Annotated in this window: 17 protein-coding genes and 1 pseudogene; 13 read left to right on the top strand and 5 right to left on the bottom strand. The window is 66.5% G+C overall.

The annotated features are described in order from the left end of the window. Window positions 1-29: 29 nt before the first annotated feature. The 8 genes and pseudogenes from ACI7BZ_RS18880 (at window position 30) to ACI7BZ_RS18845 (ending at window position 9,821) form a co-directional block, all read left to right on the top strand. A complete protein-coding gene (locus ACI7BZ_RS18880; RefSeq protein ID WP_414118673.1) occupies window positions 30-584 on the top strand; it encodes a MarR family winged helix-turn-helix transcriptional regulator in 555 nt (184 codons plus the stop codon). 429 nt (window positions 585-1,013) lie between these two features. Next, window positions 1,014-2,204 carry an MFS transporter gene (locus ACI7BZ_RS18875; protein ID WP_414118672.1) on the top strand — a complete coding sequence of 397 codons (1,191 nt, stop codon included), beginning with the start codon at window positions 1,014-1,016 and terminating at the stop codon, window positions 2,202-2,204. 183 nt (window positions 2,205-2,387) lie between these two features. Continuing rightward, the gene (locus ACI7BZ_RS18870) at window positions 2,388-3,773 is read left to right on the top strand and encodes a carbohydrate porin (protein ID WP_414118671.1); all 1,386 of its coding nucleotides are present in this window, start codon (window positions 2,388-2,390) and stop codon (window positions 3,771-3,773) included. Between the two features lie 115 nt (window positions 3,774-3,888). After that, a complete protein-coding gene (locus ACI7BZ_RS18865) occupies window positions 3,889-4,779 on the top strand; it encodes a VOC family protein (RefSeq protein ID WP_414118670.1) in 891 nt (296 codons plus the stop codon). Between the two features lie 62 nt (window positions 4,780-4,841). Continuing rightward, window positions 4,842-6,380, top strand: coding sequence for a bifunctional 3-(3-hydroxy-phenyl)propionate/3-hydroxycinnamic acid hydroxylase MhpA (gene mhpA, locus ACI7BZ_RS18860; RefSeq protein WP_414118669.1), 1,539 nt, complete (start codon window positions 4,842-4,844; stop codon window positions 6,378-6,380). Window positions 6,381-6,604: 224 nt separating this feature from the next. Further along, window positions 6,605-7,501 carry an acetoacetate decarboxylase family protein gene (locus ACI7BZ_RS18855; protein ID WP_414119213.1) on the top strand — a complete coding sequence of 299 codons (897 nt, stop codon included), beginning with the start codon at window positions 6,605-6,607 and terminating at the stop codon, window positions 7,499-7,501. Beyond that, a complete protein-coding gene (locus ACI7BZ_RS18850) occupies window positions 7,498-8,355 on the top strand; it encodes a fumarylacetoacetate hydrolase family protein (RefSeq protein WP_414118668.1) in 858 nt (285 codons plus the stop codon). The genes ACI7BZ_RS18855 and ACI7BZ_RS18850 overlap by 4 nt, the downstream gene beginning before the upstream one ends. Before the next feature lie 19 nt (window positions 8,356-8,374). Next, window positions 8,375-9,821, top strand: a pseudogene (locus tag ACI7BZ_RS18845) (aldehyde dehydrogenase). 157 nt (window positions 9,822-9,978) lie between these two features. On the opposite strand, the gene ACI7BZ_RS18840 reads toward ACI7BZ_RS18845, so the two are convergent. Beyond that, window positions 9,979-10,680, bottom strand: coding sequence for a GntR family transcriptional regulator (locus tag ACI7BZ_RS18840; protein WP_414118667.1), 702 nt, complete (start codon window positions 10,678-10,680; stop codon window positions 9,979-9,981). Between the two features lie 207 nt (window positions 10,681-10,887). Beyond that, entirely contained in the window at window positions 10,888-11,844 is a 957-nt protein-coding gene (locus tag ACI7BZ_RS18835) for a helix-turn-helix domain-containing protein (protein ID WP_414118666.1), read from the bottom strand. A 241-nt stretch (window positions 11,845-12,085) separates the two neighbouring features. Here ACI7BZ_RS18835 and pobA point away from each other — a divergent pair, with 241 nt between their 5' ends. After that, window positions 12,086-13,258: a 4-hydroxybenzoate 3-monooxygenase gene (gene pobA, locus ACI7BZ_RS18830; protein WP_414118665.1), complete on the top strand. Its 1,173-nt coding sequence runs from the start codon at window positions 12,086-12,088 to the stop codon at window positions 13,256-13,258. Window positions 13,259-13,276: 18 nt separating this feature from the next. Here pobA and ACI7BZ_RS18825 read toward each other — a convergent pair whose 3' ends face one another. Next, the gene (locus ACI7BZ_RS18825; RefSeq protein ID WP_414118664.1) at window positions 13,277-14,347 is read right to left on the bottom strand and encodes a 3-carboxy-cis,cis-muconate cycloisomerase; all 1,071 of its coding nucleotides are present in this window, start codon (window positions 14,345-14,347) and stop codon (window positions 13,277-13,279) included. An 84-nt stretch (window positions 14,348-14,431) separates the two neighbouring features. Continuing rightward, entirely contained in the window at window positions 14,432-15,346 is a 915-nt protein-coding gene (gene pcaQ / locus ACI7BZ_RS18820; protein WP_414118663.1) for a pca operon transcription factor PcaQ, read from the bottom strand. Between the two features lie 181 nt (window positions 15,347-15,527). Between pcaQ and pcaC the strand changes: the two genes are divergently transcribed. The 4 genes from pcaC to ACI7BZ_RS18800 all read left to right on the top strand — a co-directional run bounded on the left by pcaC (window position 15,528) and on the right by ACI7BZ_RS18800 (window position 17,784). Next, entirely contained in the window at window positions 15,528-15,950 is a 423-nt protein-coding gene (pcaC, locus tag ACI7BZ_RS18815; RefSeq protein ID WP_414118662.1) for a 4-carboxymuconolactone decarboxylase, read from the top strand. Beyond that, on the top strand, window positions 15,943-16,668 hold the full coding sequence (gene pcaH / locus ACI7BZ_RS18810) for a protocatechuate 3,4-dioxygenase subunit beta (protein ID WP_414118661.1): 726 nt from the start codon (window positions 15,943-15,945) through the stop codon (window positions 16,666-16,668). Before pcaC ends, pcaH begins: the two co-directional genes overlap by 8 nt. Beyond that, window positions 16,668-17,258: a protocatechuate 3,4-dioxygenase subunit alpha gene (gene pcaG, locus ACI7BZ_RS18805; protein WP_414118660.1), complete on the top strand. Its 591-nt coding sequence runs from the start codon at window positions 16,668-16,670 to the stop codon at window positions 17,256-17,258. The genes pcaH and pcaG overlap by 1 nt, the downstream gene beginning before the upstream one ends. Before the next feature lie 379 nt (window positions 17,259-17,637). Next, window positions 17,638-17,784 carry a hypothetical protein gene (locus ACI7BZ_RS18800; RefSeq protein WP_414118659.1) on the top strand — a complete coding sequence of 49 codons (147 nt, stop codon included), beginning with the start codon at window positions 17,638-17,640 and terminating at the stop codon, window positions 17,782-17,784. On the opposite strand, the gene ACI7BZ_RS18795 is transcribed toward ACI7BZ_RS18800, so the two are convergent. Beyond that, on the bottom strand, window positions 17,777-18,460 hold the full coding sequence (locus ACI7BZ_RS18795) for an AAA-type ATPase lid domain-containing protein (protein ID WP_414118658.1): 684 nt from the start codon (window positions 18,458-18,460) through the stop codon (window positions 17,777-17,779). The two genes, ACI7BZ_RS18800 and ACI7BZ_RS18795, sit on opposite strands and share 8 nt — an antisense overlap. Window positions 18,461-18,466: the final 6 nt, after the last annotated feature.

Genomic DNA, 18,466 nt, shown 5'->3' with positions numbered 1-18,466 from the left:
CGGCGAAACGGACAGGGCAGACGGGACTGATGAACTCCGCCACGACCACCATCCTCCCCAAGCTCCTGCGCGCCATCTACTGGTTCGACGAAGGCCTCCGGCAGACGCAGCAGCGGATGGGGCAGACGCCGGTATCCAGGGCGCAGGCCATGCTCCTCATCAATATCGCGCTTGGGGAGCGCCGCCCGGTCCGGCTGGCGCGCGCGCTCGGGGTGACCAAGCAGGCGGTCAGCCTGATGTTGTCGGATCTGCAGGCTGCCGGGCGCATCTCCATCGTGCCGGACCCCGCCGACGCGCGGGCTTCGCTGGTGGAATTCAGCCCCTCCGGCGCCCAGGAATTGGGGGTCATCTTCGATACGCTGCAAGCGCTGGAGGCGCATCTCGCCGAGGTGATCGGGAGCGATCGGATGGCGGTGCTGAGGGCGGCCCTCGACATGGAGTGGGGTCCTCCGCCGACTTTCGTACCCGCAGACGGTTCGTCCCATAGCACCTCGCTCGAAACCTCCGGATCCGATGCCGACACATCGTTCGATCCCGGCGAGCGCCGCCGCCCCCCTCGCGTGGGCCGCCCGCCCAAGCCCTGAATGCGCGGCGCGCACTTCGTTAAGGTTCTTGTCTTTATCCAGAGGCGGATGCACGCTTGATGCGTAGCCGGGCGCTGTCCTGGCGGCTGCGCCCGGCTTGCCGCGTCGCCCGGCGCCCCTAACACCTCATGCTGCCCGGCCGCCGCCTTATAATATATTTTTATTGTTGACATAGATTTTTGTGCGTGCGACGAAAGTTGCAATCAAAAAAATGTCAAAGGGAGGGTTCCTTGCCTCGCGTCTTCTGCCCCAAGCGGCACGCGCCAGCGTGCCGACAGCTTTCCGACAATGCATTTGAGGAGAGCGGAGGTGCGGTCTTGTCCCGCGCCCCCGGTGTCGCTCGCCCGCATGCGTCGCTGCCGAACGCCCGAGCGGCGTGCGGCCGCTCGGCTCCTTCGCCTGAGGGCGCCTGAAGTCGGGGAGAAGAACATGACGCACATCGACACAGTATCGACGCGCATTGCGCTGGTCGTCGGTCACGCAGCCGGCATGATTGACATGGTTTCGCTGCCCATCTGGGTAGGCGCGTTGGTGGTTGGATACAAATATGCCCCCGCTGAGGCGGGCGGGCTCGTCACCACCTTTTTGATCGGCGTGGTCGCGGCCAGCAGTTGCCTCGCGCCGCTGTTTCATCGCATGTCCATGCGGTGGGTGCCGGCGCTGGGATTTGCCGGGGCGAGCCTTGCCTTCGCAAGTCTTTGGTTTGCCTCTGGATTCCTGACCTTTCTTGTCCTGCACCTATGCGCGGGACTTTGCGTCGGCGTTGCTCTGTCTGCCACGCACGGCACCATCGGCCGCACGCGCAATCCCCACCGCACCTTCGCCTATGCGACCATCGGCTTCGGCATCTTCAGCGTGATATTCGTAACCTTCACCGTGCAAATCATCGCCGGCACCGAGCCGCGGAGCCTGTTTCTCATCTTCGCGGTGGTCATGGCCATTGCGGCGGCCGTCAATCTCTTGCTGTTCCCCTCAAGCCAGGGCGCGGTGCGCTCCCGTGCGGCCGAGCCGGGCGCGCCGGCACGAGCTCCACGCTTCAAGCCGGTGGTGTGGCTGCTCATCGCCGGTCTTCTCGGCATGAACTTCAACCAGTCGATGAATTTCAGCTTCGTGGAGCGCATCGGAAGCGACGGCGGCTGGCCGCCCTCCTCAGTCAACATGGTGCTCGTGGCTGTCGCGTTCATCAGCCTTCTGTCGGCCCCGCTGGCGGTGCTGTTCGAGCGGAAGCTCAATCCTGTCCATGTGGGCATGGCCGGCGCCCTGCTTCAGGCCGCGCTCTCGTTCGGCCTTACCGGTTCCACCACTTTGGCCGGCTATGCGGCTGCGGCCTGCTTCATCCCGTTCGTGATGATCTTCTCCCACACCTTCCTGTTCGGCCTCATGTCGCGTGTGGAGCCGACAGGTCGGGCGGTTGCGGCCAATCCGGCCATCACCATGGGTGGTGGCGCGCTCGGACCACTTGTCGGCGGAGTTCTGGTCCAGATCCTGGGATACGGGGGCGTGAGCCTGGCCACTGCGATCGTTTCGACGGCGGTGATCGCGGCCCTGCTGCTCGCGGCGGGGCGCCTCCTGCCGAGCCGCCAGACCGCGGGGGCGACGGTCGCCGAGGGCAACGCGTGATGGGCGAACGCCTCTGGCGCAGGCGGCTCGCCAGGTCTTAGCCGCCGCTCCGGCCGGGCCAGGTTCCACGCATCCATCAAGGCTGCTCCATCAGGGTTGCCCGACACAGATCGGGTGCCGGACGCCTATCGCACGCCTGTGCCATGTGGCGACGAAAATCAAAATAAATCAGGGGGTAAGGAAATGCAGATCGATACCTTCAAGGCGCTGATGCTGGGGGCCGCTTGGGCCGGGCTTGCGACGAACGGTCCGGCTCTCGCTCAGGACGTGACGGTGAACTTCGACCCTTACGCCGTTAGCCAATCCCCGCCGCCTTCGGGCGCATTGACAGAGGTGGGGGACGCGCTGCGCAAGGCCGGTGTCGATATCCGGCTGGATTTCGTCAACCTGTACTCGAACGCCCCCAACTTCGGCTTCACGCAGGGGGAGGCCGGGAATTACGGCTTCCTCATCTTTGACACCACGTTCAACCTGTCGGACACGATCAAGGTCAAGTGGCAGGAGACGTTGAACGTTCCCATGTACAATGGGGATGAATATCTGTTCAATCTATCGAACAGCTTCTTTGCGACCATTCCGGTCATCGACACGTTTACGGATCTGACGCGGCTGACCATTTTGGGCCTGTTCTTCGATGGAAAGCTGGAGCTTGAGGTGGGGCGGCTCAACATGTGGCCGGAATTCTTCCGGCCCGATTTCTGCGGCGGCCTCGGCTGCATATCGCAGATCCGACCACTGGTGCTGAATGCCCCCGGCAACACGCTTTCGGTCTGGGGCGGTCGTGTCGGATATAACATCTCGCCCACCACGACCATCGGCGCCGTTCTCACGGAGGATAATCCGCAAAACTGGCAGACCGGCAGCGGCTGGGATTGGGCGCAAGGTAATTCCCAAGGCTATACTGCCGTCTTCCATGTAGCCCAGCGCGAGAACTTCATGCAGAGCGCGCTGCCGCTGAACTATGAAGTGGGCGCCTATCGCGCCTCCGCCCCGTACATGGACGCCCTGTACAATACGGGCTGGGGCAACCCGACCTTCGGCCCGAACCAGATCGTGATTGAGCACGACGGCGGCTCCAACGGCCTGTTCGCCCAGGCGCGCAAGGTGGTCTGGAGTGCGCCAGACGGCTCTCCTTTCCCCCAGAACGTGGCGGTCTATGGCGGCGCGTTCTATACCTTCGGCGAGGGCCAGTCCTATCCTCTGGAGGCTTATGGCGGCGTCGAATATGGCGGGTTCTGGGCCGAAAACCCGATGACGTCCATTGGGGCGACGCTGCATTATATCGGCCTCAGCCAAAAGCGGGCCGAGTATGAAACCAATGCGCGCCTGTTCTTCTCCGGCAATTATGAGCCGCAGCCGCAAGATACCTTCCAGGTGGACGTTCATGCGCGCTTCGGGGTCTCGAAATTTGGGATCTTCGAGGTCGGTGCAGCCTATATGATCAACCCAAACACAACGGTTCTTGCCGATTACTCGACGAGCCGGATGAAGGATGGCTTCGTCGTTTATGCCGGGCTGTTCATGGATATCGGAACCCTACTCGGCCTGTCGCCTCCGATGAGGCGATGATGCCCGCTGGCGCGCGGGGCGTCCGCCGCACGGGTTCGGATAAAAAATATTTTTATTGACTAATATATATTATTAGTCAGAACAGAGCCAACACAAGGCCAAACGGGAGGCACTCTTGACGTATTTGATCCGCCAGATGGGACACGTGGTCGTTTCCACGCCGGACCCGGTGGCCGCGGCACAGGATCTCGCGGAGGTGGTCGGCCTGCGCATCACCGAGCAGTCGGGCGATGCCGTCTATCTCTCCAGCAACGAACGTCACCACGAAGTGACCTACGTGCGCGGCGAGCCCAGCATCGTCGCCATCGGCCTGGAGGCGGAGAGCCCGGAAGCGGTCGACGAGGTGCATCGCCGCGCCCTGTCGGATGGGCTGACGGTTCTGAGCGACCGGCCCATCGGCCCCCATTACGACAAGGCCGTGCGGATCGTTGCGCCGGGCAAGGCCATCTTTGAAATTCATACGCCCATCGCCCGCAATCAGCGGCGCCATTATAATTATGGCGGCGGACCGCGCCCCCGGCGCATCGAGCATATCAATGCCTTCGCGCCCGACACCCTGGCCTTCGGCGAGTTTTGCGAGAAGACCCTGGGCCTGAAGCTGTCCGACAAGACCGCCGACGAAGGCCTTCGCTGGTATCGGGCGGCGGACGGCTACCACCACACCATCGCCATGGGGCCGGGCGAGAGCGGCCTGCATCATTACGCCTTCGACCTCCATGCCATGGAGGATCTGATGGGCATTGCCGACAATCTGGCGCGCAAGGATCGGGCGCTGGTCTGGGGCCCCGGCCGCCACGGGGCCGGCGGCAATATCTTCACCTATTACGCCGACCCCAACGGCTGCCTGATCGAGAACTCGATCGAGCTCGACCGCATCGACAACGACGCCACCTACGAACCGCGCGCCTGGGACATCACCGAAGGGCTTGCCGGGCGCTGGCTCAACATGTGGGGCACCCCGCCCACGCCAGCCTTCCTGAGGCCCGGTCTCGCCTTCGCCGGCTGAGATCGCCGGAAACGCCGGCGCCATGCACGCCGGCCTCCGGTGCACACGTTGGGGAGGACAAGGTGAACTACGACGTCATCATCATTGGGTTTGGTCCCACGGGAAAAGTTCTTGCGCGCAAGCTCTCGGATGGCGGGCATCGCGTGGCCATCGTCGAGCGGTGGCCTGCAGCCTATCCACTGCCGCGCGCCGTCGGCTTTGATCATGAGATCATGCGCATGTTCCATGCGCTGGGTGTGAGCGCGCAGGTCGAGGCGATCTCGCGGCCGATGGAGCATTACGTCTGGTACAATGCCGATTGGAAGGTTCTGCTGGATCTCAATCACACGGAAGACTCCATTTCCGGTGGTCCTGACGGATTTCTGTTCAACCAGCCCGACCTGGAGCGGGTCCTGGAGGCGGACCTTGCCGGGCGCCCCGGCATCGCCCTCTACACCGGCCATGAGGCGCTCGCGGTTCGCGACATGGGCGAGCGTGTCGAGGTGGACCTGGCGCCGTTCGACGAGGCGGCAAAGGTAAGGCCGGCTCCGGCGGTGACGCTCTCGGCGCGTTATGTGGTCGGGTGCGACGGCGCCAACAGCCTGGTGCGCGAGATCATGGGCGCCGCCGTGCGGGATCTTGGCTTTGACGAATCCTGGCTGGTGGTCGACGTCCTCCCGCACGACATCGACACCCTCGCCCTGCCGCTCGCGGCGCAATGGTGCAACCCGGCGCGGCCGACCACCATCATCAGCGGCGGGCGCACCAACCGGCGCTGGGAGTTCATGCTGCTGCCCGGCGAGACGCCGGAGGACTTCGCCCGCGACGAGAGCGTCTGGGCGCTTCTTGCCCAATGGGTCACGCCGGGCAATTCCACCCTCATCCGCAAGGCCACCTACCGCTTCCGCTCCCTCGTCGTGGACGGCTGGCGCAAGGGGCGCCTGCTGGTCGCCGGCGATGCGGCCCACCGCATGCCCCCCTTCATGGGGCAGGGCATGTGCGCGGGCCTGAGGGATTCCTGGAACCTCGGCTGGAAGCTCGACCGTGTGCTGCGCGGCACCTCGCCCGAGGATCTGCTGGACAGCTACGAGGCGGAACGCGCGCCGCACGTCGAAGCCGTCATCCGCATCTCGGTGGGCCTGGGCAAGGTCGTCTGCCTTCCCGATCCGGAGGCGGCGCGGCAGCGGGACGAAGCCTTCTTCGCCGGGCAGGTTCCGCCCCCGCCGCCGTTTCCGCCCCTCGTCTGCGGGGTCATCGACGCGGCGCCGCAAGCGCCCGGCGCCGGCGCGTTGTCGCCGCACGACGATCTGCTGCAGGACGCCGCGCGCGTGCGGCTCGACACGGTGGCGGCAGGCGGGTTCGTGCTGGTTTCGCGCACGCAGGTGGAGGACCCCCGGCTCCACCGTCTGGGCATCGCCACGGTGGTCCTGAACGGCACGGATGTGCGCGATGCCGGCGGCCGCCTCTCCGCGTTTCTGGACCGGCTCGGCGCTGCCGCCGTGCTGATAAGGCCGGATTTCTACGTGTTCGGGTCCGCGCCATCGCCGCAGGACATTCCCGGCTTGCTGGAGCGCCTCGAAAGCAGGCTCTGCGCGCCATCTGCCAGCGAAAGGGCGGCCTAGAGCACGCGCCGATCAGCTTGCAACGCAAGCGGATCGGATAACGCGTTCTCCATCCTTAAGTGAGAGGGCGATTCACCGATCAAATTGAGTCCATTTGATCGGATCGCGCTCTAGAGACCGCTTCACGACAATTCCCGCGGGCGGATGCCCCCCAATCCGCCCGCCCCGCTTCCCTGAAGGACAAGCCCATGACATTCAAGATGCAGAGCGGCTTCCGCTATCGGATGCCCGTCGTGTTCGGCCCCGCGCCGGGACCACGCCAGAAGCCCGGCGGCGGCATGTGGTTGCCGGAGGAAACCGGCCGGATGAGTTCCGAATGGATGGCCATCACCTACCGGACCTCCCGCGAAAAGCTCGAAGCCCTGCTGCCCCCCGGCTTCGAGCTACGCGGCGAGCCCGTGGTCTGCGTCTCGTGCGCCTGGTTCAAGAACCTCTATTGGCTTGCGGGGCGCGGCTATGGAATTCTCACCGTCGATATTCCCGTCACCTATCATGGCCGCGACGAAACGCTCGATGGCTCATTCTGCGCGGTGATCTGGGAAGGCAGCCCCGACGCGGTGCAGACCGGGCGTGATGAGCTCGGCTTCTCCAAGATCTACGCCGACATCGCCGAGATCAGCTATGGACAGGATGGCAAGACCGCATCCTGCTCCGCCTCCTGGCTCGGCTTCACCTTCTTCGACATCACCTTGACCGACCTCACCGAGGTTGATGCTGCCCCGAGCCTGTCCGGCGTCGGCGGCGGCGCGGCCATGTATTACAAGTACGTGCCGCGGACCAGCATCGGTGGCAGCGAAGGCGCGGACATCGCGTATGTGACCACGCCCGCGCCGCCCCAAGGGGCGGCCGGCAAGCCGGACAACATCAAGTTCGAGGGCTTCGACTTCAAGCGCTGGTCGGCGAAGGGCAGCTTCCGCTGGCATCGCGCCACCTTCGAGCAATTGCCCCTGCAGGCGCACATTGTGAACACGCTCGCCGATCTCGACGTGATCGAGATCACCAAGGTGGAGATGGTCGCCTTTTCGGGGCCCGGCATCGCCGTCGCCATGGACACGATGCGCGCCGTCGAACCGGCCGCCACCGATGACACTTTGACCCTTGCCCGGAGTGCCCGCACATGAAATTGGTTCGTTTCTCCGTCGACGGCCGGACCCGTCTGGGCAAGGTCGCGGGCGACACGGTCGTCGACCTCACCGATGCGGCAGAGGGCTGTGGGGCGTCCATGCGCCTGCTTATCGCCGCGCTGCCGCGCCTGCGTCCCGCGCTGGAAGCCGCCGCCGCGCCCGTCCATGCGCTGGCCGATGTGGTGCTTGAAGCGCCCATCGACGACCCGCAGAAGTTTCTTGCCATCGGCATGAACTACAAGGCCCATGCGGAGGAGGCCGAGCGCGGCGGCATTCCGGTGCCCAAGACCCAGCTCTGGTTCAACAAGCAGGTGAGCTGCATCACCGGCCCGTTCAGCCCGGTGGTGCTGCCACACGCTTCGGACAAGGTGGATTACGAGGCGGAAATGGGCGTCGTCATCGGCACCCGCTGCCGTCACGTCTCCCGGCAGGATGCGCCCGGCGTCATCGCGGGTTATTTCGTCGGAAACGACGTGTCCGCCCGCGACTGGCAGTTCCGTTCCCCGACCTTCACGCTGGGCAAGTCCTTCGACACCCACGGACCCATCGGGCCGTGGATCACCACGGCGGACGAGGTGCCGGACCCGCACGCCCTGACGCTTACCCTGTCGCTGAACGGCGAGGAGCGCCAGCGCACCTCCACCGGGGACATGATCTACGACATCTACGAGCAGGTCGTTTACCTCTCCACCGTCATGACGCTCGAACCGGGCGACATCATCCTCACCGGCACCCCGGCCAATGTGGGCATTGCCACCGACACCTTCATGCGGCCCGGCGACGTGGTGCGCGTGGAAGTGACCGGCCTCGGCGCGATCGAGAATACCTTCGTCCCCGAGAGCGCCACCTGACGCTGGAGGCTGAAGCCCCATGAAGACGCAGTTGTTCATAGACGGCGACCTGCGGGACGCCGCGAGCGGCACCACCTTCGACCGTATCGATCCGGTGACCGGCGCGGTCGCCTCCAGCGCCGCCGCCGCCGGCGTGGAGGATGCGCTGGCGGCGGTTGCCGCAGCGGCGGCCGCGTTCGGGGACTGGAGCAGGACCGGCCCCGGCACGCGCCGGAGCCTGCTGCTGCGCGCTGCCGACCTCCTGGAGGCGAAGGAAGCGGAATTCCGCGCGGTCTGCATGGCCGAGACGGGCTGCACGGCGCCGTGGGTCAGCTTCAACGTGCATACGGCCGCCGGCATCCTGCGCGAGGTCGCCTCGCTCACAACCGAGGCGACCGGGCAGGTCATTCCCTCCGACAAGCCGGGCACCTTGAGCCTCGCCCTGCGCCGTCCCGCCGGGGTGTGCCTCGGGATCGCGCCGTGGAATGCCGCCATCATCCTCGGGGTGCGGGCCATCGCCATGCCGCTGGCCTGTGGCAACACCGTCATACTGAAGGCCTCCGAGGCGTGCCCCGGAACGCACAGCCTCATCGGCGGGGTGTTCCGCGATGCCGGCTTCCCTGCGGGCGTGGTGAACGTGATCTCCAATGCCCCGAAGGATGCCGCCGCCGTGGTGGAGGCTCTGATCGCCGCCCCGGCGGTGCGGCGGGTGAACTTCACCGGCTCCACGGGCGTCGGGCGGCGCATTGCCGAGCTGTGCGCGAGCCAGCTCAAGCCTGCCCTCCTGGAACTGGGCGGCAAGGCCCCGCTGGTGGTGCTGGACGATGCCGACATCGACGCGGCGGTGCGCGCGGCGGCGTTCGGGGCCTTCGTGAACCAGGGCCAGATCTGCATGTCCACGGAGCGGCTGGTCGTCCACGAGAGTGTTGCGGATGCGTTCGTCGAGAAGCTCGCGGCAAGGGCCCGCAGCCTGCCGGCGGGCGATCCGCGTGGCCATGTGGTGCTCGGGGCGCTGGTCAGCCCGGAGGCGGCAGAGCGGATGGAAGCGCTGATCGCCGATGCCGTGGCCAAAGGCGCGGTGCTGGTGGCCGGCGGCAGGCGAAACGGCGCTGTCGTGGAGGCCACGGTCCTGGATCATGTCCGACCCGGGATGCGCCTCTATGGGGAGGAATCCTTCGGCCCCGTGAAGCCCGTGATCCGCGTGGCGGACGACGACGCGGCGGTCCGGGTGGCCAATGACAGCGACTATGGCCTCTCCGCCGCCGTGTTCAGCTTCTGATCTGCGGCGGGCCATGCGGGTGGCGGAGCGCATCGACAGCGGCATCTGCCACATCAACGGTCCCACGGTACACGACGAACCCCAGATGCCGTTCGGCGGAGTGAAGGGCAGCGGCTACGGACGCTTCGGCGGGCGTGCGGCCATCGCTGAATTCACCGATCTGCGCTGGATCACCATCGAGGATCCGCAACAGCCCTACCCGTTCTGATCTTCGGGACGGTGGCCTGTCCCTCTCGCCAAGCAAGGCTCGGAGAGAGAGGCAGGCATCCAGGGCTGGCGGGCCGGCAGGGAAACCGGGCTGGGGGCGCCGGGTTCCCTGCCGATGCGGGCCGCCACATGGCGCGCGGACCCGATCGCCCCCCGTATCAGTCCTCCGGAGGCTTCCATTGCAGGCCGGCCTTTTCGGGAGGCCGGCAGGCGAGCAATGTGGCAGCCGTCTTTTGCAGGTGTTCGGCCAGCAGCCGGCAGGCGATGGCGGCGTCATGGGAGAGCGCGGCCTGCATGATGCGGTCATGCTCGAAATCCACGTCGCGCTCTCCCGCCTTCTCGTTACCGGCGAGCAGCCGCCGGTAGCGTTCAGCCTGGAGGAAAAGCTGGCCGCGCAGCTTGAGCCACCATGTGTTCGCGCATGTGGCGACAAGCGCCGTATGGAACTGGGCGTGAAGGTCGGACCAGGCGTCATTCATCCGCACGGCGCGACCGGTGCCGATGCTCTTGGGGGTTTTTGTCAATTGGTGGTGGGCCGCAAGCAGGTCCGCTTCCCAGCGCAGGGTGCGATGCTCGATGGCACTGGCCAGGCACCGGACCTCGACCTCCACCCGCACCTCCGTCAGGTCGCGCAGGTCGGCGGCGGAAACCGGCGCAGCGAAGAAGCCCCTCTGCGCCTCCGCCACCACGAGCCCGTCCGAGGTCAGGCGCGACAGCGCTTCCCGAACGGCGCCGGGACTGACCTCGCCACCTTCGCTCAGGCGATCGATCGCGAGCCGCTCATTGGGCAGATAGCGTCCATCGAGAATGTCCTTCTTTATGCGCTCGTAGGTTTCCGCGGTCCGGCTCTTGCTCGACATTCCTGCCCCCCAAACCAAATATCTGTTTATCACAAAAATCGTGAATTGTATATAAAATATATTTAAATGAGCCCTTGAGCCGGGGGCAGTCGCTGGCGCCGCAGGGAGGCGCGGGAGCGCCGGAGCCAGGCGGGGCGCCTCTTTATGGGAAGCGACGCATCTACCCTTTGGCGCCTGTCGCGCTCGATACCGCGCATGGCTCCGATGTCAAGGCGGCAGAGGTTGCCCGCGCGTCCGCATGTCCTCTCCTGGAGCGGAGCGACCGCGCGCATCCGCGAGAGGTTTGGGCCGGACGCGCGCGGGGTCTGCCCGGTAGGCCCGCGGGCTCACGCCCACATGGCGTGCGAAGAAACGCGAGAAATAGGCCGGATCCTCGAAGCCGAGGCTGAAGGCGATCTCTGCCACCGTCATCGAGGTATAAGCAAGGTAGCGCCGCGCCTCCAGCGCCAACCGCTCATGCGTGAGAGCCAGGGCCGAGCTGCCGGTGACCTGCCGGCAGACCCGGCTGAGATGAGGCACGCTCACACCGAGGCGGCGGGCGCGATCGCTCAGGCTCGGATGAAGCCGGAAATCGGCTTGCAGCTGGGCCATGAACCGCTGCACCAGACGCGCGCCGGACAGGCCGGCATCGGAGCCGGCGGCCACCTCCCTGGCGGTGAGCGCGCGCTGGAACCACACCAGGATGAGGCCCGCCAAAGCGGCGAGGGCCTCGGCGCGACCGGCCCGGTGCGCGTTATATTCCCCGTGCGCCAGACACAGCACCGCGGAAATCTCCGCCGACCATGCCTCTCCCGTGGCCAGCACCAGCGGCGCCTGGAACACGCCACGCCATGAGCCCTCCCGATGGGATAGCCGGTCAAGCACGGCGGTAGGCACACTCACCACGTGGCCTTCGGTCGACGGAGCGAAATCAAAGGCGTGCACCACCAGCGGCGGCAGCGCGATGGCGGAACCGGGGCCGAGTGCGTGGGCGCCGCTGTCGATAATTGCCGTGCCGCCGCCCGAAGCGATGAAAAAGAACTGAAAAAGTGCGCCATGCCTGTGGGAGCGGATGCGCCAGTCATGCATGGCAGCCCGCGCCGGGATGGTTTCCACGTGCAGATCGTCGGGAAAGCCGTCAGGCCCTTCCCCATAGAGGGCATAGGCCGGCACCAAAGCGGACATCGCACCTCCATTTGCTCGATTCATCCAAAAGTGTGCGCGAACCCGCCATTCCGCGCAAGCCGCCCGACGGGCACCTTCAACCCGGCGCCTTCGTCCTGCCCGCTGCGCGGCGGTGACACGCGAGGGAGGCCGCGCCGGGGTCCATCTCCGCGCCCCACCCAATGATGACAAGATGACGTGCGGTCCCGTCCAGGCCTGGCGGTGCTGGGCCTGTTCGCACGTGCCAAGGGAGGACAGACGCGTGCGACATCAGGTATGCATCATCGGCGCCGGCCCCTCGGGCCTTCTTCTCGGCCAGCTCCTCGCCAAGGCCGGCGTCGATGCGGTGATCCTCGAGGCACGGAGCGCCGATTATGTGCTCTCCCGCATCCGCGCCGGCGTGCTGGAAAGCGGCTTCGTGGATCTCATGCGCGAGGCCGGCTGCGCCGGGCGGCTGGAGCAGGAAGGCCTCGTCCATGGCGGCTTCTCGCTCGCCTTCGACGGCCGCATTGAGCGCATCGACCTCCAAGGGCTCACCGGCGGCAAGTCGGTGGTGGTCTATGGCCAGACCGAGGTGACGCGCGACCTCATGGAGGCGCGCGCCGCCATCGGCGCGCCCATCGTCTACGAGGCCGAGGACGTCGCGCTCCATGATTTCGACGGTTCCCACCCGCGGGTGACATACCGCAAGGATGGGGCGAGCCATGAGATCGCATGCGACTTCATCGCCGGCTGCGATGGCTTCCATGGCGCCTCCCGCCGCTCGGTGCCCGAGCGGGCAATCGCCAGTTTCGAGCGCGTCTACGGCTTCGGCTGGCTGGGGCTGCTGGCGGACGTGCCGCCGGCATCGGAGGAGCTCATCTATGCCCGCCACATGCACGGCTTCGCCCTCGCCTCCATGCGCTCCCATACCCGCAGCCGCTATTACATCCAGGTCCCGCTCTCGGATCAGGTGGGGGATTGGCCAGACGACAGGTTCTACGACGCGTTTCGCCGCCGCCTGCCGGATGAGGTGGCGGAGCGCGTCGTCACCGGTCCGTCCCTGGAGAAGAGCATCGCACCCCTGCGCTCCTTCGTGGCCGAGCCGCTGCGCTTCGGCCGGCTGTTCCTGGCCGGTGACGCCGGCCACATCGTGCCGCCCACCGGCGCCAAGGGGCTGAACCTCGCGGCGAGCGACGTGCACTATCTCGCGTCGGGCCTCATCGAGCATTATGCGGAGGGCTCCGATGCCGGCATCGACGGCTATTCTGCCCGGGCCCTCGCCCGGATCTGGAAGGCGGAGCGCTTTTCCTGGTGGATGACCTCCATGCTGCACCTCTTCCCCGAGGCTGGCGGCTTTTCCGCCCGCATGCAGCTTGCCGAACTCGACTACATCGCGACGTCGAAGGCGGCCGCCATCACCGTGGCGGAGAATTATGTGGGGCTGCCGTACTGAACGCAGCCCACCGTCCCATCAGATGGCGGCGTCCTGCTGCGGGAAGCGCAGCGCATCGAGCAGGGCAAGGGCGGTGCGGGTAGAGGCGCCGGCCGCCACCGCCAGCTGAGGCAAAATCATCCATTCCAGGGTCCAGGCGGCGCCGGAGCGCTCGTTTTCATGCACCAGCGCCTGATCGAGGCCGCTCTGGAGCGCGGCGGTGAAGCGCGCGAGGGTCACCAGGATCTCCGCGCCGACGGGATTGTTCTTCTCCGGCATGGCCGAGGAGCCGCCCCCGCCGGCAATATTCACCGCGCCAATCTCATTTTGGGCCATCAGCGCAACGTCGGCGCCGAACTTGCCCAGGATGCCCGACACCACCGTGAACCAATGGCCCAAGACGACAATGCCGTCACGGTCGGAATGGGTGGCGCGCGGTGCCGTGTGGAGGCCGAGCCGGGCGGCGACGGCATCGGCCACCTGCTGGGCGCCTTCCCCCAGTTCCGACCGATTGCCCACCGCGCCGCCAAGCTGCACCCGGAACAGGCCTTCCGTCAGCGCCGGAAGGCGCGCCTGCTGCCGTGCCAGGGGCTCGCGCCAGGCGGCGACCTTGTGGGCGAGGGTGATGGGTCGCGCCCGCTGCATGCGGGTGTGCCCGGTCAGCATCACGCCACCGTGGGCGGCGACCAGCCGGTCGAAGCCGGTCATGAGCGCGTCGATGCGAGCCGCCAGGATCTCGGCGACCGCCTTGAGCCGGATGAAAAGGCTGGTGTCGATCACATCCTGGCTGGTGGAGCCCTTGTGCACGAAGGCCCGATGGGGCTCGTCCACCGCCGCGCGCAGGCGGCGCACCATTTCCGGGATCACCACGCCATCGCGGGCGACAGCGGCGGCAAGCTCGGCGGGGGCGATGACCAGGCGCTCCGCCGCCACGGCGATGGCCACGGCCGCCGCCGCCGGGATGAGGCCGGCCTCCGCCTCGGCCGCGGCCAGGGCGGTCTCGAAACGCAGCATGGCGGCAAGATCCGCCTTGGCGGTAAAGGCAGCCGCGACGGCGTCGTCGCCAAGAAGTGAACGCAGGAAGGGATGCTCGAAGACGGACACGCTCATGGACTTGCACCCTTGGGAAAATGGATGGGAAGACGCAAACTGTCTTCGGCCGAAGGCGCGCACGATCCCGCGGCACGACAGGGCTCACAGCCCCCGGGCGACCTCCCGCACCGCGCCGAGGAACAGCTCCGCATCCGGCGAAGGCCCGTGGCCGGCCCGGGTGGTGAGGCCCACGGGGCCACCGGAGATGGCGGTGGAGAGCGGCAGGCGCACCAGGGCGCCGTCATCGAGGTCGCCAGTCACCACGCCCTGGGAGATGACCCACACCGCATCGCTCGCCAGCACATAGGCCCGCGAGAAGCTGGGGTCCGTAGTCTCGATCCATTCCGAGGGACCGCTGACGCCTTCCAGCAGGAACAGCCGGTCGATCTCCGGACGGATGATGGAGCTTTTCCCAGGCAGGATGAGGGGATGCCTGACGATTTCGGTGAGGCCAACCATGTGGCCCGTGTGGGCCGGGTGGCCCGGCCGGGCCACGAACACGATGGGCTCGGAGTAAAGATGCTCGAAGGCAAGGCCCGTCATCACCTTCGGGCCTGCGAGCCGGCCCACCACCAGGTCCAGCCGCCCCTGTTTGAGTTCCTCCAGCAGCCATCCGTTGGGACCGGCCTCGATGGCGATGATGCCGGCAAGGCCCGCCGCCTTCGCCCGTTGGACGGCGCGAGGCATGATGCGGGCAGCCACCGTGGGCAGGGCGCCGACACTGAGGGTCGCGGGGGCGCCCCCGTCCGGATGCCGCAAGGTGTCGATGCCGCGCCCGAGCTCTACGAAGGCCGCGCCCGCATGGGCCTGGAAGGCCCGGCCCTTGGCCGTGAGCGTGGTCCCGCCCCGGCCACGATCGAACAGCGAAGCGCCGAGGATCTCCTCCAGCTCCGCGATCGCCCGCGACACGGCCGGCTGCGTGAGGTGCAGCGCCTCGGCCGCGCGGCCAAAACCGGCGCGGGACGCCACCTCCAGAAAGCAGGAGATGTGGCGGAGCTTGATGCGACCGTCGATCACGGCGACACTCATATCAAAATTGCATCGAATGATAAAAATATATCATTTTTCATATCGAAATCAATATGTATCCTGTTAAAGGACAAAGCCGCCCGGGCAGTTCTTCCGCCGCCACGCCAAGCGTCACGGCTGCTCGGTTTATCCAAGTTTGTTGCCCCAAAACCATCCACCAGGAGGCCCCATGTCATCCCCTGCCGAACGCTCGGAGCGCTGGACCACGGGCATGGCGACCCGCCGCGCGGTGCTCGGGGAGGCTTATGTGGAGGCGGCGACGGCGCGCACCACGGCGTTTGACGAAGGTTTCCAGGCCTTCATCACGGAAGGAGCCTGGGGCTCGGTCTGGTCGCGCCCCGGCCTGACGAAGCGCGAGCGCTCCCTCATCACCATCGCCCTGCTGGCAGCGCTGGGGCATGACGAGGAGGTGGCGATGCATGTGCGCGCCACCCGCAACACTGGGGCCAGCGCCGCCGACGTGGCGGAGGCGCTGCTGCATGTGGCGGTCTATGCCGGCGTGCCCGCCGCCAACCGCGCCTACAAGATCGCCAAGGAGGTCTACGCCGAGACCGTGACCGAAGGCGGCCAACACGGAGGAAGCCATGGCTGAGACGGGTGATTTCATGCGCCGGGATAGGAGCTGGCATCCGCCGGCCTATACTCCGGGCTACAAGACCAGCGTGCTGCGCGCCCCGCGCTGCGCCTTGGTGTCGGCGGAGCAGGGCGTTGGCGAGAAGGCGCGCATCCCCTTTCCCCGCTCCGGGCTGGACCCGCTGGACAACGACCTCATTCGCAACTTCTCCCAAGGGGGCGAAGCCATCGGCGAGCGCATCGTGGTGCATGGGCGGGTCCTCGACCAGGCCGGCCGACCGGTGCCGAATACCCTGATCGAGGTGTGGCAGGCCAATGCCGGTGGACGTTACCGCCACAAGAACGACAGTTATCTTGCTCCATTGGACCCCAATTTCGGCGGCGTTGGTCGCTGTGTGACTGACGAGAGCGGCTATTATTACTTCCGAACCGTCCGCCCAGGCCCGTATCCCTGGCGCAACTATGGCTCGGACTGGCGGCCCGCCCATATCCACTTCTCCATCTTCGGCGAAGCCTTCGCCCAGCGGCTGATCTCCCAGCTTTATTTCGAGGGCGATCCGCTGATTCCCCTCTGCCCCATCCTCAACACCATCCCCGACAAGGCCGCCATCGACCGGCTCGTGGCGCAGCTCGACATGGGCCAGCAGATGCCCTTCGATGCGCTGGCCTACCGCTTCGACATCGTGCTGCGCGGACGGCGCCAGACCTTCTTTGAAAACCTTCCGGAGGGCATGTGATGCCGGTCGCGTATCTGAAGGAAACCCCGTCTCAGACCGGCGGTCCTTATGTGCATATCGGAGCCCTGCCCTCGGTGGCGGGCCTGCCGGTGCGCACCCAGGAGAACTTGGCCGTGCTCGTCTCCGGCGCAGTGCCCGGCGAACGCATCCGCATCACGGGTGTCGTGTACGACGGCGCGGGACAGGCGGTGAAGGACGCCCTCATCGAGCTGTGGCAGGCGGATGGCGCGGGACGTTACGACAACCCCGACTTCCCCGGGTTCGGCCGGGCGGCTGCCGATTTCGTAACCGGCGAGTTCTCGTTCGAGACGCTCAAGCCCGGCGCCTCCCCCTGGCGCGACGGGCATCCCCAGGCCCCTCACGTGTCGCTGCTCATCTTCGCACGCGGCATCAACATTCACCTGCATACCCGCATGTATTTTTCCGACGAGGCCGAAGCGAACATGACGGACCCGGTGCTGAAGTCCATTGAGCATGTGCGGCGGCGAGATACCTTGGTGGGTCGTCGCAACGAGACCGACGGCATCGCCACCTACCTCTTCGACATTCACCTTCAGGGCGAGAACGAAACCGTGTTCTTCGACATGTAGCACGCCCAGCAAGAGCCGAAGGCCGTCGGGCAGGTCCCGAGCCTCGACTGGAAACGGACTGAACCGCCCCGGGTTTGCCGGATGCGCCATCTGTGGATGGACGGCCCCTGCACCATCAAAGCCCGGGATCAAACACCCAGTCGCCGGCTGCCGGGGCGTTGCGTCGACGGCGGATATGCTCTCAGGAATTCTCGAACCATGCGACGATGGGGACATTTCCTGCGTGGAGGATGCCGGCGGCCTTGCGGTGCGCGCTCACTTGGCGGGGCGCAGCCTGGCGGTTTCGGCGGGCGGCGGGAGGAGCTTGGCGCCATCGACGGCGATCCAGTCCACCATCTCGTCCTTGTTGCCAATTTGCTTGGATTGCGCTCCACACGGCGTGAGCCGGGATGCGGCCCTGTCCGACGCGCGGCTCGATCGGGCCGGGGAGGCCGATGCCCCTGCGGATGAGGATGAGCGGCAGCCCTGCCAGCCAGCCTATGTGGCCCGCATCGTGGTGCAGGCCATCGGTGAAGCCGTCAGATGATGTTGTGCTTCTTCAGCCGGTAGGCGAGCGTCGGGCGGCTGATGCTGAGGAGGCGGGCGGCCAGAGAGAGGTTGCCCCTCGCCTCCGCCAAAGCGAGACGCAGCATGCGGGCCTCGGTATCGGCGAGCGGCTGGAGCACGCCCGGTTCTGCCGTCTCGTCCAAATCGTCTGCTTCCGAGCTTTGCAGCAGAGCGCCGTTCTTCTGCACCACGAAGGTGGTGTCCGTCACCTCCTCGCCGGTGGTGAAGATATGGCACAGGTCCAGCGCCCCGCCGTCGTCGGCAAGGATGACGGCGCGCTCCACGAGATTTTCCATCTCGCGCACGTTGCCCGGCCAATCGTAATTGATGAGGGCGTCCACCGCCCGCTCGCGGAAGCCGGTGACGCTCTTGCGGTGCTTGGCGCAGGCGCGGCGCATGAACCAGTTCATCAGCAGCGGGATGTCGTCCCGCCGGTCGCGCAAGGGCGGCACGCGGATGGGAAAGACGTTGAGGCGATAGAACAGATCCTCGCGGAAGGTGCCCTCCTTCACCGCGTCGCGCAGGTTCACGTTTGTGGCGGCGATCACCCGGGCGTCCACCTTGCGCACGCGGGAATCGCCGACCCGCTCGATCTCGCCTTCCTGCAGCGCGCGCAGCAGCTTGCCCTGGGCCGTGTAGCTGAGGGCACAGTACACGACGAT

It is taken from the genome of Xanthobacter sp. AM11, assembly GCF_047444035.1.
Taxonomy (GTDB): domain Bacteria; phylum Pseudomonadota; class Alphaproteobacteria; order Rhizobiales; family Xanthobacteraceae; genus Xanthobacter.
This window is presented reverse-complemented; position numbering and strand designations above follow the sequence as displayed.